Source organism: Streptomyces sp. NBC_00250 (assembly GCF_036192275.1).
Classification (GTDB): domain Bacteria; phylum Actinomycetota; class Actinomycetes; order Streptomycetales; family Streptomycetaceae; genus Streptomyces.
Window position 1 is genome coordinate 2,104,050 of sequence record NZ_CP108088.1, and the last position, 13,650, is coordinate 2,117,699.

At 72.2% G+C, this 13,650-nt stretch carries 14 protein-coding genes and 1 pseudogene; 6 read left to right on the top strand and 9 right to left on the bottom strand.

What is annotated here, in order from left to right; all coding sequences use genetic code 11:
- The first annotated feature begins 189 nt into the window (after positions 1–189).
- The 3 genes from OG259_RS41755 (at position 190) to OG259_RS09445 (ending at position 3,210) form a co-directional block, all read left to right on the top strand.
- Positions 190–1,689: a hypothetical protein gene (locus OG259_RS41755; protein WP_443051938.1), complete on the top strand. Its 1,500-nt coding sequence runs from the start codon at positions 190–192 to the stop codon at positions 1,687–1,689.
- Positions 1,690–1,868: 179 nt separating this feature from the next.
- On the top strand, positions 1,869–2,669 hold the full coding sequence (locus OG259_RS09440) for a TIGR04222 domain-containing membrane protein (RefSeq protein ID WP_328941849.1): 801 nt from the start codon (positions 1,869–1,871) through the stop codon (positions 2,667–2,669).
- Between the two features lie 19 nt (positions 2,670–2,688).
- Positions 2,689–3,210, top strand: a complete 522-nt coding sequence (locus OG259_RS09445) for a GNAT family N-acetyltransferase (protein WP_328941850.1) — start codon at positions 2,689–2,691, stop codon at positions 3,208–3,210.
- 27 nt (positions 3,211–3,237) lie between these two features.
- Here the strand turns inward: OG259_RS09445 and OG259_RS09450 are convergent, their stop codons facing one another.
- Both OG259_RS09450 and OG259_RS09455 read right to left on the bottom strand, forming a co-directional pair.
- Positions 3,238–4,854: an AMP-binding protein gene (locus OG259_RS09450; protein WP_328941851.1), complete on the bottom strand. Its 1,617-nt coding sequence runs from the start codon at positions 4,852–4,854 to the stop codon at positions 3,238–3,240.
- A complete protein-coding gene (locus OG259_RS09455) occupies positions 4,851–6,536 on the bottom strand; it encodes an AMP-binding protein (RefSeq protein ID WP_328941852.1) in 1,686 nt (561 codons plus the stop codon). The genes OG259_RS09450 and OG259_RS09455 overlap by 4 nt, the downstream gene beginning before the upstream one ends.
- Positions 6,537–6,627: 91 nt before the next feature.
- Here OG259_RS09455 and OG259_RS09460 point away from each other — a divergent pair, with 91 nt between their 5' ends.
- Positions 6,628–7,443, top strand: a complete 816-nt coding sequence (locus tag OG259_RS09460; RefSeq protein WP_328941853.1) for a response regulator transcription factor — start codon at positions 6,628–6,630, stop codon at positions 7,441–7,443.
- A 172-nt stretch (positions 7,444–7,615) separates the two neighbouring features.
- Here OG259_RS09460 and OG259_RS09465 read toward each other — a convergent pair whose 3' ends face one another.
- Entirely contained in the window at positions 7,616–8,107 is a 492-nt protein-coding gene (locus OG259_RS09465; protein WP_328941854.1) for an SUKH-3 domain-containing protein, read from the bottom strand.
- An 88-nt stretch (positions 8,108–8,195) separates the two neighbouring features.
- A complete protein-coding gene (locus tag OG259_RS09470) occupies positions 8,196–9,308 on the bottom strand; it encodes a winged helix DNA-binding domain-containing protein (protein ID WP_328941855.1) in 1,113 nt (370 codons plus the stop codon).
- Positions 9,309–9,470: 162 nt separating this feature from the next.
- Between OG259_RS09470 and OG259_RS09475 the strand changes: the two genes are divergently transcribed.
- Together OG259_RS09475 and OG259_RS09480 are read left to right on the top strand one after the other, a co-directional pair.
- Positions 9,471–10,577 (top strand): magnesium and cobalt transport protein CorA, encoded by a 1,107-nt coding sequence (locus OG259_RS09475; RefSeq protein ID WP_328941856.1) that lies wholly within the window; start codon positions 9,471–9,473, stop codon positions 10,575–10,577.
- 369 nt (positions 10,578–10,946) lie between these two features.
- Positions 10,947–11,213: a hypothetical protein gene (locus OG259_RS09480; RefSeq protein ID WP_328941857.1), complete on the top strand. Its 267-nt coding sequence runs from the start codon at positions 10,947–10,949 to the stop codon at positions 11,211–11,213.
- Positions 11,214–11,282: 69 nt separating this feature from the next.
- Here OG259_RS09480 and OG259_RS09485 read toward each other — a convergent pair whose 3' ends face one another.
- The 5 genes and pseudogenes from OG259_RS09485 to OG259_RS09505 all read right to left on the bottom strand — a co-directional run bounded on the left by OG259_RS09485 (position 11,283) and on the right by OG259_RS09505 (position 13,582).
- A complete protein-coding gene (locus OG259_RS09485; protein WP_328941858.1) occupies positions 11,283–11,720 on the bottom strand; it encodes an NUDIX hydrolase in 438 nt (145 codons plus the stop codon).
- A gap of 30 nt (positions 11,721–11,750) precedes the next feature.
- Positions 11,751–12,095, bottom strand: coding sequence for an SDR family oxidoreductase (locus OG259_RS09490; RefSeq protein ID WP_328941859.1), 345 nt, complete (start codon positions 12,093–12,095; stop codon positions 11,751–11,753).
- 106 nt (positions 12,096–12,201) lie between these two features.
- A pseudogene (locus OG259_RS09495) lies at positions 12,202–12,369 on the bottom strand (short-chain dehydrogenase); the annotation flags it as partial.
- On the bottom strand, positions 12,350–12,598 hold the full coding sequence (locus OG259_RS09500) for a hypothetical protein (RefSeq protein WP_328941860.1): 249 nt from the start codon (positions 12,596–12,598) through the stop codon (positions 12,350–12,352). The gene OG259_RS09500 and the pseudogene OG259_RS09495, both read right to left, overlap by 20 nt.
- A gap of 201 nt (positions 12,599–12,799) precedes the next feature.
- Positions 12,800–13,582 carry a sulfite exporter TauE/SafE family protein gene (locus tag OG259_RS09505; protein WP_328941861.1) on the bottom strand — a complete coding sequence of 261 codons (783 nt, stop codon included), beginning with the start codon at positions 13,580–13,582 and terminating at the stop codon, positions 12,800–12,802.
- Between the last annotated feature and the right edge of the window lie 68 nt (positions 13,583–13,650).

A 13,650-nucleotide genomic window follows, 5' to 3' on the forward strand; every position in this document is an offset into this window, starting at 1 on the left:
CGGCTCGGGGCCCCGGGGCGCTTGTTTCCGTAATGCGGAAATACTGTTCTGCTATACGGAAGCAATGTAGGTCGGGCTCCGGAGAACCGTCAAGAGAAGTCCGAGCGGCGGGATCACGGAAGTGGCCGAACACCTCCCCCCGAGGCGTCCGATGGGTGGACGATGGGACGGAACGACAGGGGGTTGGTTGTGGGCGAGTCGGTACCGGTGCGCTGCCCGGAATGCCTGCGCACGCAGGCATACGCGGCACCCGTCTTCCCCTGCGCGTGCGGAAGCCCGGTCGCGCCACCGGTCACGGCGGGCGCGACGGCGGAACCCATCACGCACCGGAACTGGACGGACGAATGGGTCACCGTCCGCTGCGGCGCCTGCGGCCGCGAGGACGACTGGCCCCACCCGGAACTGGGCTGCACCTGCGGAACGGTCCTGCGGGTGCCGGTCCGACCGGTGGACGCGGGGGCCTCGGCGGCCGACGGGGCCAGGGGGTCGACCGACAGGCCGGAACCCTTCGGTACGGCTCCGGCAACCGGCCGGCCCAGCCGGGACACGGCACCCGGTGGCCCCGGCGGTCCCGGCGACCCGGCGTTCCGCGCCCCCGGGACGAGCGGGCCGGCCGACGGCTCCGGCGGAGGCGCCGGGCCGTGGCCGGAAGCGGGTGCCGCCTGGACGGCTACGGGCAGGGGTACGGATTCGGGCGCGAGCGGGCCCGGCACGGGCGGTGAGGGATCCGGTACGAGCAGGGGCGTCGTGGGTGAGGCCGGTGCCGCGGGCTCCCACGACACCGGCGCCACCGGCGGTTCCGCCACTGGTCAGACGTGGCCCTCCCCCTCCGGCCCGGCCGCCGCAGGTGGACCCCAGCCGCCCAGGGCGGACACCTCCACCGGTACGGCACATCCCCGGGCGGTCGAACCCGGCTCGGCGTGGTTCGGTGCGGGCCCCACCGCAGGGCGTGGCGCGGCCGCGTCCGGGCACGGCCCCGCCGGTCCCCCCTCGGGCGACCCCCGCACCGACCGGCGCGACGCCGGCACACCCCGCACCGGCCCGGCCGCCCCGGGCGGCGGCACCGGACTCGGCGCTGCGGAGACGGGCCCCGACGCCGCGGGTACGAGTCCCGGCAGCGCGGGCGCGAGTCCCGGCGCCCAGGGTCCCGGCACCCCCGGGCACGGGCCCGGCGCTCCGGCCCCCGGGTCCAGGCCCGCCCACCGTCGCCCGGCGACCCCGCCCCGCCCGGGCTCGCCCCGTACGTTCGCCGAGCGGTACCCCTCCCACATACCGCTGCCGCCCACCGCTCCTCGCCCGGCTCCGGTGCGCGGGGCCTTCCGGCCGCTGACGATCCGGACCGCGCGGGACGCGGTCGCCGCGGCGGCCGGGTATCTGCGCTGGCTGGGGTTCCGGGACGTCGTCCAGCCCGAGGAGCGCCCCGCGTCCGGGGTGGACCTGCGGGCGCCGGGGCTCGTCGCACAGGTCGACCCGAGCACCCGGCCCACCGGCCTGCGGGCCGTCGAGTGCCTGTGGCTGAACGGGCTGAGCGGCTCCTCCGTGAGCGTGTTCTTCTCACTCGCCGGCTACACCCCGGAGGCCCGTTCGCGCGCCGCCGAGGTCGGACTCCCGCTCTTCGTGCTCGACCTGACCGGGACCCCGCAGCCGGTGAACAACGCCGCCGACGATCTGGCCTCGGGCGCCGCCTGAGGCGCCACGGGGCACGTCGGAGGCACCACGGGGGCGCCGCCTGAGGCGCCACGGGGGCACGTCGGGAGCCCGGTCGGCCCCGGAGGCGTACCGCCCACAACACCTCGGCATCCGAAACCGGCCATTCACGCGTGACGATCACGCTCTCCCGGGCACAACACCCTCGGGGGGTGGGCGTCATGCCGACGGGGATGTGGTGGTTCATCGGAGCGGCCTGCGGGCAACTGCTGCTCGCCGCCGTGTTGTTGCGAACCCGCAGCCGGGAAAGCGAAGGGCCGCGCCCGGACGACGTACCGCCGCCGCAGGCGCTGGCGCTGCTGCGGGGCGGGCGACGGGCGGCCGTCACCGTGGCGCTGGTGGCGCTGCACCAGCGCGGGGCGGTGGCGGCGGGCCGCAAACATACGATTCGGGCCAATGGCGGCCCCGGCCGCACCCGGGACCCCGTACAGCTGGGGGTGCACGGGGCGCTCCACCGGGCGTTCGCGTTGCGGGATCTCGCCGTGCGCCCCGAGGCGCGGAAGGCGGTGGACGCGCTGCGCCGCGAGCTGCGCGGGGCGGGGCTGCTGCGGCCGCCGAGGCGGCTGTGGGCGGCCAGGACGCTGCTCGGCTGCGTCCCGCTCACGGTGGCGGTGGGGGCGTACGCGACGGGGGCGTCCGGCACGGGTCTGGCCGGGGCGCTCGCGTTGGGCACCCTGCCCGTCCTCCTGGCCGTGGTGCTGCTGCGGCTGCCGCCCGCCACCCGAGCGGCTCGGCGTCTCCTCTCCGGACTGCGGGAGCGGTACCCGCTGCCGGCACATCGGCGTGAGGTGACGGACGGGTGGCTCGTCCAGCTGTACGTGGCGCTGTACGGCGATCCGGCGCTCGCCCTGTTCCTGCCCCACTTCTCGCGGGACGGCGGGCTGCTGGACCGGCCGGGAGAGGCGGACCGGAACCGGCCGCCGCAGGAGCGTGGTCCCGTTACGGGCGACGGCGCGGGGTGAGGCCGCGCCATACTGTCGTATGCGCATCAGAGCGGCCGCTCCGGCCGAACTCCCGCTGCTCCAGGACATCGAACGGGCGGCGGGCGAGCCGTTCCGCACTCTCGGCATGGCGGCGATCGCCGACGACGACCCGCTGCCCCTGGACGTCCTGGAGACCTACCGCTGTGCGGGCCGGGCGTGGGTGGCGGTGGACGCCGACGATCGCCCGGTCGCGTATCTGCTGACCGACACGGTCGACGGTGCCGCCCACATCGAGCAGGTGTCGGTGCATCCGGACGCCGCGCGCCGGGGCGTCGGCCGGGCGCTGATCGAGCATCTGGCGGCGGCCGCCAGGGAGCAGGGCCTGGCGGCGCTGACCCTGACGACGTTCGCCGAGGTGCCGTGGAACGCCCCGTACTACACGCGGCTCGGCTTCCGCCCGCTCACCGACTCCGACCCGGCGCTCACGGAGGGCCTGCGCGCCATCAGCCACGCGGAGGCGGCCCACGGCCTCTCGGTCTGGCCCCGGGTGTGCATGCGCCGGGAGGTGGACGCCCCTTAGGGGGACGCACCCTCCGCCGGGCCCGGGCTACCGGTCCCCGTACCGCTGCCGCAGTTCCACCTTCCGCACCTTCCCGCTCACCGTCATCGGGAACTCGGTGAGGATCTCCACCCGGCGCGGGATCTTGTAGTGGGCGAGCCGGTCGCGGCAGAAGGCGGTGATGTCCTCCAGGGTGGGCGGGTCGGCCGGGTCTCGGGGGATGACGCAGGCCAGGATCTCCTCGCCGTAGCGCTCGTCGGGCACGCCCACGACCTGGACGTCGGCGATCTTCGCGTATCCGTAGAGGAACTCCTCGATCTCGCGCGGGTACACGTTCTCGCCGCCCCGGATGATCATGTCCTTGATGCGGCCGACGATCTGGACGTAGCCGTCGTCCCGCATCACCGCCAGGTCGCCCGTGTGCATCCAGCGGCCGGTGTCGATCGCCTCGGCGGTCTTCTCCGGCTCGTCCCAGTAGCCGAGCATCACGCTGTAGCCGCGGGTGCACAGCTCCCCCGCCGTGCCGCGCCCGACGGTGAGGCCGGTCGCCGGGTCGACGACCTTCACCTCGACGTGCGGCATGACCCGGCCGACCGTGCCCGTGCGGCGCTCCAGGTCGTCGTCGCGGCGGGTCTGGGTGGAGACCGGTGAGGTCTCGGTCATGCCGTAACAGATCGACACCTCGGCCATGTTCATCTCGGCGACGACCCGCTTCATCACCTCCACCGGGCACGGCGACCCGGCCATGATGCCGGTGCGCAGGCTCGACAGGTCGTACGTGGCGAAGTCCGGGAGGTTCAGCTCGGCGATGAACATCGTCGGCACCCCGTACAGCGAGGTGCAGCGCTCCTCCTGCACCGCCCGGAGCGTGGCGGCCGGGTCGAAGGAGGCGGCGGGGATCACCATGCAGGCGCCGTGCGAGGTGGCGGCCAGATTCCCCATGACCATGCCGAAACAGTGGTAGAAGGGCACCGGGATGCAGATCCGGTCCTGCTCGGAGTAGGCGATCATCTCGCCGACGGAATAACCGTTGTTGAGGATGTTGTGATGGGAGAGCGTGGCCCCCTTGGGGAAGCCCGTCGTCCCCGAGGTGTACTGGATGTTGACGGGCTCGTCGCAGGAGAGCGGTTCGGGGCGCAGCTCGCCGGCCGTACGGGCGAGGAACGCGTCCCAGCCCGGATCCCCGAAGTAGACGGCCTCCCGCAACTCCGGGCATTCTCCCCGCACTTCATCGACCATCGCCCGGTAGTCGCTCGTCTTGTGCGCGAGCGAGGCGAAGAGCAGGGTGATCCCGGCCTGGTTGAGGACGTACGCCAACTCGTGGGCGCGGTAGGCGGGATTGATGTTGACCATGACGGCGCCGATGCGGGCGGTGGCGTACTGCACGAGGACCCACTCGGCGCAGTTGACCGCCCAGATGCCGACCCGGTCACCCTTGCGGACCCCGCTGCCGAGCAGTGAACCGGCCAACCGGTCGACGTCCGCGCCGAATCGGGCGTACGTCCAGCGTCGTCCGGTGGGTACGTCGACCAGCGCCTCGCGGTCGGGCCAGGCGGCGACGGCCCGGTCCAGGTTGGCGCCGATGGTGTCGCCGAGGAGCGGGGTCTCCGACACCCCGTGGGCGTAGGAGAGTTCGATGGGCGCGAGGGTGCCGGACGTGGTCATGCGAGGTCCCCTTCCATGAATTCCCTGCCGCCGCCCTCGGCGGTCAGCCGGCGCAGTTCCACCCGCCGGATCTTGCCGGACACGGTCTTGGGCAGCTCGGCGAACTCGATGCGCCGGATCCGCTTGTACGGGGCGAGGACCGCGCGCGAGTGGGCGAAGAGGGCCTTCGCGGTCTCCGCGTCGGGCTCCCAGCCGGCCGCGAGGACGACGTACGCCTTGGGGACGGCGAGCCGCAGCGGGTCGGGGGCGGGGACGACGGCCGCCTCGGCGGCGGCCTCGTGCTCCAGGAGGGCGCTCTCCAGCTCGAAGGGGCTGATCTTGTAGTCGGAGGCCTTGAACACGTCGTCGGCGCGCCCGATGTAGGTGATGTACCCCTCGGCATCCCTGGAACCGATGTCACCGGTCCGGTAGTAGCCGCCGGCCATCGCCTCCGCCGTACGCTCCGGGTCGCCGTGGTAGCCGGTCATCAGGCCCACCGGGTTGACGGACAGGTCGAGACAGATCTCGCCCTCCGCCACGTCCGGCGTACCGCTCACCGGGTCGACGAGGGTGACGCGGAAGCCGGGGCTCGGGCGCCCCATGGACCCCTCCTTGAGCCGCTGACCCGGGCTGTTGGAGACCTGGACGGCCGTCTCGGTCTGGCCGAAGCCGTCCCGGATGGTGACGCCCCAGGCGCGCCGTACGGACTCGATGACCTCGGGATTGAGCGGTTCGCCGGCGGCGACGACCTCGCGCGGCGGGGTCTTCAGCTGGCTGAGGTCGGCCTGGATCAGCATGCGCCACACGGTCGGCGGGGCGCAGAAGCTGGTGACGCCGTTGCGCTCCATCTCGCTCATCAGCCGGGCCGGGTCGAAGCGCGTGTAGTTGTGGATGAAGACGGTCGCCTCGGCGTTCCACGGGGCGAAGAGGTTGGACCAGGCGTGCTTGGCCCAGCCCGGCGAGGAGATGTTGAGGTGCACGTCGCCGGGCTTGAGGCCGATCCAGTACATCGTCGACAGGTGGCCCACCGGGTAGGAGGTGTGGGTCTGCTCGACCAGCTTGGGCCGGGCGGTCGTACCGGAGGTGAAGTACAGCATCAGGGTGTCGTCGGCGAGGGTGGCGCCGTCGGGCTCGAACACCTCGGACTCGCGGGCGGCGTGCTCGTACCCCAGCCAGCTCACCCCGTCGCCGCCGACCGCGATCCGGGTGTACGTCCCGGGGACGTCGTCGAACTTTGCGGTGTCCTCGGCGCGCACGACGACATGGCGGGCGCGGCCGCGCTCCACCCGGTCACGCAGGTCGGCGGGGCCGAGGAGCGGGGTGGCGGGGATGACGACGGCGCGCAGCTTCATGGCGGCGAGCACGGTCTCCCACAGCTCGACCTGGTTGCCCAGCATGACGATGATCCGGTCGCCGGCGCGCACGCCCTGGGCGCGCAGCCAGTTCGCGACCCGGTTCGAGCGGGCGGACATCTCGGCGAAGGACACCTTGGTCTCGGTGCCGTCCTCCTCGACGAGGTGGAGCGCGGTCCGCTCGTTCCCCTCGGCGATGACGTCGAACCATTCGAGCGCCCAGTTGAACCGGTCGGACCGGGGCCATGCGAAGCCCTCGTAGGCCGTCTCGTAGTCCTCGCGATGCTGGAGCAGGAAGTCCCGGGCGGCCCGGAACCTCTCCGTCGCGCTGGTCGCGCTCGTAGCCGTCATGCGTCCTCCTCGTTGCGGGACCCGTCCCCGACATCGTGTAATCAGTGACCCAGGTCTCACTACCCCCGTTCGGGGGTGAAGGAGTGGTTCCGTGCCCGAGAAGACGGAAGCGGTGGAGTTGCGGACGGCGCTGGTGCGCTTCAGGCGCGCCAGCGGGCTGCCCGTCGTCTTCGGCGGGCTGCTCCAGGAGGGCCGCACGCTGCGGATCGCCGAGCTGAGCGGGGCCGTGACGCCGGCGCTGAGCGGCCTGGCGATCTCGGCCGGCTCCGGGCTCGGCGGGAAGTGCCTGGCGCTGTCGCGGCCGTGCGCGGTCACGGACTACCCGGCGTCGCGGCACATCACCCACGAGTACGACGTGCCCGTCTCGGCGGAGGGCCTGCGCGCGGTGATCGCGGTCCCCGTCGTCGTACGCCGCAAGGTGCGCGGTGTGCTGTACGGGGCGCTGCGCGAGTCCCTCCCGATCGGCGAGCGGGTCTTCGACGCGGCGATGGCGGCGGCCCGCGACGTGGAGCAGGCCCTCGCGGTACGGGACGAGGTACGGCAACTGCTCGCGCCCGCACCCCCCGGGCCGTCCTGGGAGGAGGTGCGCCAGGCGTACGGGGAGCTGCGCGAACTGGCCCCGAAGGTCGTCGACCCCGCGCTCCGGGAGCGACTCCTCGCCGTCTGCGGCCGCCTCGAATCGGCCTCCGGCACGGGCCCCGTCACCCCCGGCGTCTCCCTGACCCCGCGCGAGACGGACGTCCTCGCGGCGGTCGCCTCGGGCGCGACGAACGCGACGGCGGCCGAACGGCTCGGGCTGCGCCCGGAGACGGTGAAGGGCTACCTCCGCTCGGCGATGCGCAAACTGGGCGCCCACACCCGGCTGGAGGCGGTGGTGGCGGCGCGAAGGGCAGGGGCGCTGCCGTAGCGGGACCGGCGCTGGGGTTCGGTCTCCCCGTCGAGCCGGGCGCCTCCCGCGCCGAGGGGGAACAACCGGCTCTTCTCGTCGACGGCCGTCGGATCGTCCGCGCCGGTGCGGCCTCGCGGCCTCCGTGGGAAGAGAGACCGAGGCCCCGGGCCCGCCGTCTTGAGAACGGCGATCACGGCGGCGTCACCGGCGTCCCTCCCGGGGTGACGAAGTAGTCCCGTGCTTCCTGCTGAGGGCCGCGCAGCAGACAGCTGACGGCCTCGTACGTGGTCGCGCCCAGGAAATAGGGACCGGTGTGATGCATCAGGAAGAAGCGGCCGGTCTCATCGATGAGGACCATGGCCCCGTCGAACGTTTCGTATCCGACGGGGAAGAGCTTCTTCCCCACGTTCTGGGCGAGTTCGGCGACATCCTCGCCGCTCGCCTCGTAGATCCAGTGCGGGGTGAATCCGACGGCGTCCGGCGGCGTTCCCGGAATCACCAGCCGCAGCCCGCCGAACTCCCGGACGAAGTCCTGGGCGGCCGGGAACGCTTGGACCGGATGGCCTTCCTCGGCGAAACGGCCGGTGACGAAGCTCAGGAGCTCGGGCAGCTGAGCACCGATGTCACGCCCCCGTGACCAGCCCGCCTCGGTGAGGACGGCCTCGACTTCCTCCGTTGTCATCCTCGGCATTGCGGGCTCACTCTCAGTGGTGCGCGCGGGAGCATCCCTCAACACGCTCTCAGGTCACCAGGACGTTCGCGACGGTCCGTCAGCCCTCCGCGTGGACGATGTCGTACGGGGTGTCGGAAGGCGTCATGAGCCGGAGGGTCCGCTCGGCCTCGGCGGTGAGCGCGGCACGCTGGGCGCGCGTCATGGGGGCGAAGGGTTCGATGGTGAGCGTCGTGCGGTCCTTCGCCTCGTCGAGGTGCCAGATCCCGGCGAGGAAGCCGTCGAGGAGGAAGACCCGGTGGGCCTGGTTGCCGGTCCAGGTGCGGCCACGGTGTTCGGCGGGCACGACGCGGCTGCGGTCGGCGTGCGAGAGCAGCAGGTTGTCGAACTCCGGCAGGAAGCGGGGCGGGGCCGGGGTGTCCTCGTCCGGGCGGGGCGCGTCGGGCAGGTCGAAGAGTTCGGTGCCGTGCTCGTCCTGGAAGACGAGGAGCCGGGGTCGCAGCCGCTCGAAGGCGGGGCGGAGCCTGGTGAGGCCGCACCAGGTCTGCATGTCCTTGACGGATGCGGGTCCGAAGGCGCCGAGGTAGCGGAGCACGGTCTCGTCGAGGTCGGCGGCCTCCCGCTCCTGGCCGGGGAACCAGACGTCGGTGGTGGTGAGCGCGACCTGACCGCTGCGGCCCCAGAGGCCGCGCGGGGTGACCTGCACCATGACGAGCAGGCAGCGGGCCGCGATGCCGAGCGATGAGGGGTCGGCTTCGGGCCACTCGCGCGAGAGGCGCTCGCGCATCTCCTTCGGAGTACGGGGCCGCTCCTCGACGTACTCGGTCGCCAGCGCGGTGAGCCGGTCGAGGTCGACGCCTTCGAGCCCCTTGCGGAACATCTTGAGCTCCCGGTCGACGGCCCCGGCCTGGACGAGGCGGCGCAGGGCGTCGGCGTCACGGGCGGTGTGGGTGTGCACGGTGGACCGCATGGAGACGATCCGCGCGACCCGGCGGGACTCCATGAGGGAGGACAGGTCCTCGGGACGGAAGCCGTCGAGGCGGGCGGCGAGGGCGTAGTACGGGGGCTTGGTGTTCTGCGCCTGCAGGCCGACGAGGTGGTCGACGGCCTCGGTGACGCCCATCGGGGAGAGCCGCAGGAGCAGCTGGCGGTCGAGGGTGGCACGGTTCAGGGCGCGGGGACCGAGCACGGCGTGGGTCGTCTTGAGGGCCATGTCAGGCACGCTACCCGGCCTTGCGGACAGATACGGTCCGCAAGGGGACAGGAAGGGGCCGGGCGGACAGCGAGGCGCGACGAAAGAGACCGCGCTGCGAGCATTCACCCCATATATCCTTCCCGGAGACCCGGCTTCCCGGAGACCCAGGAGGTGTACGAGATGTCCGACCGCCGCCCGCGCGCGGCGTGGCGCCGCCCCCAGGCGGAGCCGCCCGCGAACACCTCCCCGGAACCGCCGGCGGAGCGGCCGAGCGTCGTCCAGGCGAACCTCTACCGCGACGGCCGACGCGTCTCCTCCCCCACCACCCTCGCGGAGACCTTCCGGCAGTTGCGCGAGCACCCGGACGGCATGGCATGGATCGGCCTCCAGCGCCCGACCGAGGAGGAACTCCACTCCTTGGCCGCCGAGTTCGACCTCCACGAACTGGCGGTGGAGGACGCGATGGAGGCCCATCAGCGCCCGAAACTGGAAAGGTACGGCGACACCCTCTTCGTGGTCCTCAGGGCGGCCCGCTACCTGGACGCCCAGGAGGAGGTCGACTTCGGCGAACTCCACGTCTTCGTGGGCCCGGACTTCCTGATCACGGTCCGCCACGGCGCCGCCCCGGACCTCTCCACGGTCCGCCGCCGCATGGAGAAGGACCCGGAACTGCTCGCCCTGGGCCCGGAAGCGGTCCTCTACGCGATCCTGGACGCGGTGGTCGACGGCTACGCCCCGGTGGTGGCGGGCGTCCAGAACGACATCGACGAGATCGAGACGGAGGTCTTCGGCGGCGACCCGGCGGTCTCCCGCCGCATCTACGAACTCTCCCGGGAAATGGTCGAGTTCCAACGCGCCACCCGCCCCCTGGTGGGCATGCTCCACGGCCTGATGGCCGGCTTCGCCAAATACGGCACGGACGAGGAACTCCAGCGCTACCTCCGCGACGTCGCCGACCACGTCACCCACACCAGCGAGCGCGTCGACGGCTTCCGCCAGGCACTCACCGAAATCCTCACGGTCAACGCGACCCTGGTCACCCAACAACAGAACGCAGAAATGCGGGCGTTGGCGGAGGCGGGCTTCGAACAGAACGAGGAGATCAAGAAGATCTCGGCCTGGGCGGCGATTCTCTTTGCACCCACACTCGTGGGAACCATCTACGGCATGAACTTCGACAACATGCCAGAGCTTCACTGGGCGGGCGGGTATCCGTTCGCAATCCTCCTGATGGCAGGGGTCTGTACGGGGCTGTACTTCGTCTTCAAACGGCGGCGCTGGCTCTAGCAGCCCCCCTGAAATCACTTGATCAACTTCACAAGCACGAATGATTGAGGCAGGGCGCCCGGTGCCCCTGGGGAGAATCTGGGGAGAATGCACGGCGCTGGGGAGTGGACGCGTACTGCCGCCACCTGCATCTGTGGCCGCCACGGGGACGGCTCACAGGCGAGGTTGGGCGTGGTTGGTCACCGAGGGTGTCCAGCAAAGCCCTGCAGGCCCCGGCCCGCGACGCGGCCTGGGGGATCGCCGAACTGCTGCGCTGACGGAGGGCAGAGGCCCACATCATGCGCCCCTGCGCACTTGCATGCGCCGCTCCTCCCTTCCGTGCGGTCCAGCCGATACGTAAACCGCCCGCGCACGCCGTGAGGAGAGCTGTTGAAGCCGAGCGAGGAAGTGCTCCAGGAACTGACCCAGCAGTCGAACATCTCCGTCCACTCCGACGACGCACTCGTCGGCAAGGTGAAGGCCGCCGTCACGGCGGACGACAAGAAGCGCCTCCGCCTCGGCCCACGCGTCCGCCCCCGCCTCACCTTCGACAAGGATTGGGGCGGCCCCGTCTCCGTCCACGCCGACGGATCGGTCCTCGCGCTGCGGCTGCTGCCTGGGCAGGACGAGGAGCCGCGTCCGGGCTCCCCGCGCTGACCTCGGAAGGCCGCCGGGACCGGCTCATCTCAGCGCCGGTCCCGGCGGCAGGACGACGTACGCGCCGGCTCAGAGCGATGCCTCGACTCCGAGGCTTCCGGCGCCGATGGCTCCCCTCAGCACGCGGGCGATCTCCTCGGGCTTGAGGTCGATGCCGTCGAGCCCCTCAAGAGTCAGCGGGACCTCCTCCAGCGCGTACTCGCCGCGGCCTTCGGCACTGAACTCGGGGCCGGTGCGGTCGTCGAAGGACCAGGTCGCGATGCGGGCGAGGTAGAAGAGCTGGCGCTCGTCGTCGGTCTCCATCGTGTGGAGGAGGCGGACGATGTCGGCCTTCCCCGCGATCTCCTCGTGGATCTCCCGGTGGAGGGCGGCCTCCCGGGACGCGTCACTGGGCTCCACGCCACCGCCGGGCAGGACCCAGTACTCGGGGATGCCGGGCCTGGTACGGCGGATGACCAGCATCGTGTCGTCGGCGGTGACGAGGACGGCGCGGACTCGTTCGATCATTTCGGTTCTTCTCCTTGCTTGTTGACGGTCTCAGTGGAGCAGCCAGCCGCCGTCGACGTGGACGGACTGCCCCATGATGAACGAGGCGGAGGGGCCCACGAGGAACGCCACCAGGGCCGCGACGTCCTCGGGCCGACCACGGCGCGGGACGCACTGGCGCTTGATCTGGTCCTCCGGCCGCGCACGGTGCCGGGAGGGGAGGGCGTTCTCTGCCTCGACCTGGATGGCTCCGGGCATGACCGTGTTGACGCAAATCCCGTACGGGCCGAGTTCGCGGGCGAGGGAGCGGGTCAGGCCCTGCAACCCGGCTTTCGCGGTGCTGTACGCGACGAGGTTCGTCCGGCCGGCGCGGGCGTTGACGCTGCCGATGTTCACGATCCGGCCTCAGCGGCGCTCTACCATGCCGGGCGTGAACGCGTGGCAGGTCGGCGTTGACCGCGATCCCGGGGCTGCCCGCGCGTTCGAAGGCGGCGAGGAGGGCGTGGGCGTCGGGGTCCTGGCCGAGATGGTTGACCGCGACGGTCGCTCCGGCGGTGGCGAGCGCTCGGCCGATCTCGGCTCCGATGCCGGTGGCGCCGCCGGTGACGAGGGCGTTGCGGCCCTGGAGCGGGCGGGTCTGGATGGGGGTCTCAAGCAGGGGCAGGGACATTGCTGCTCCGTTCACCGAGCTGGGGGTGAGGGGCCGGCGTGGTGGTGAAGAAGGTGTCGAGCGTCGTGTGCGGGGCCTGGCTCTCGGCGAGTTTGATCAGGACGAGCAGGAGGTCGTGTCCGGTCAGCCGGGAGGGCGGGATGACGCCGAGGCTGCGCAGGGCGAGAAAGGCGTGGATCTCCTCCAGGCTGCTGCCGTTCTCTCCGCAGAGACCGTGCCGGAACTGCACTGGGCGGGCGGGTATCCGTTCGCGGTGGTGCTGATGGCAGCGGTGTGCACGAGTCTGTACGTGGTCTTCAAGAAGAAGGACTGGCTGTAGTAGCAAAGCCGGACGCCGACTGCCCCCGCCGCAGTTCGCGGAATCCTGGATGCCGTGAGCCTTGAACCGGACCGTTGTTGCCGACCGGAACGGAGGTGGCATGCGGGTTCGTCAGTACATGGCCTGGGCGGCGTAGAGCCCGCCGAGGGCGGCCGCGAGGATGCCGAGCAGTAGCCGGAGCGCGGTCTCGGGCACGTGGGGTTGAAGCCGTGCACCGAGGTAGCCGCCGATCAGCCCTCCTAGGCCGCAGGCCAGGCCCAGCCACCAGTCGGGCGCGACGGGCCCGGGGCTTGCCAGGGCCAGTACGGCGTACGCGGCGGCCCCGGCCACAGAGGTGGTGAAGGTCGCGGCGAGGGTGGCCGGGGCGATGCGGGCCATGGACATGCCGCGCGCGGCAAGGATGGGCCCGAGCAGAGAACCGCCGCCGATCCCGTAGATCCCGCCCACCGTCCCGACCGTCAGGGCAAGGGCGGCGAGCACGCGCGCCGACGGCTCGGCCGCGTCCGGCCGCCGCCGGGCGGGGCGCAGGGTGCGCATACACAGCCACGCTCCGAGCGGCAGCAGGAAGGCGGCGACCAGGATGCGGAAGACGCCTGGGCCGGGGAGGGCGAAGACTCGGATGGCAGCGCCGGCGACAACGCCGGGCATCGTCCAGGCGACGAGGCGCCGGGCCAGTCCGCCGCGCAGAGCGCCGTCGCGGCGGTAGCGCCACAGCGCGCCTGGCCCGGCCACCACGTTGAACAGCAGGTTCGTCGGTGTGACCGCGGGGCTCGGCACGCCGAGGACGCTGAGCTGGACCGGCAGGAGGAAGACCGCCCCGGACACGCCGACCGGAGCGGTCACCGTCGAGATCAAGAGTCCGGCCGCGAACCCGACCCAGATCGTCCACTCCACCGCTGCCCCCGCCGCTCCTTGATCGCCCGACCATTGTCGGCGGAGCGGGCTGCGGGAGGGCGCAGTGG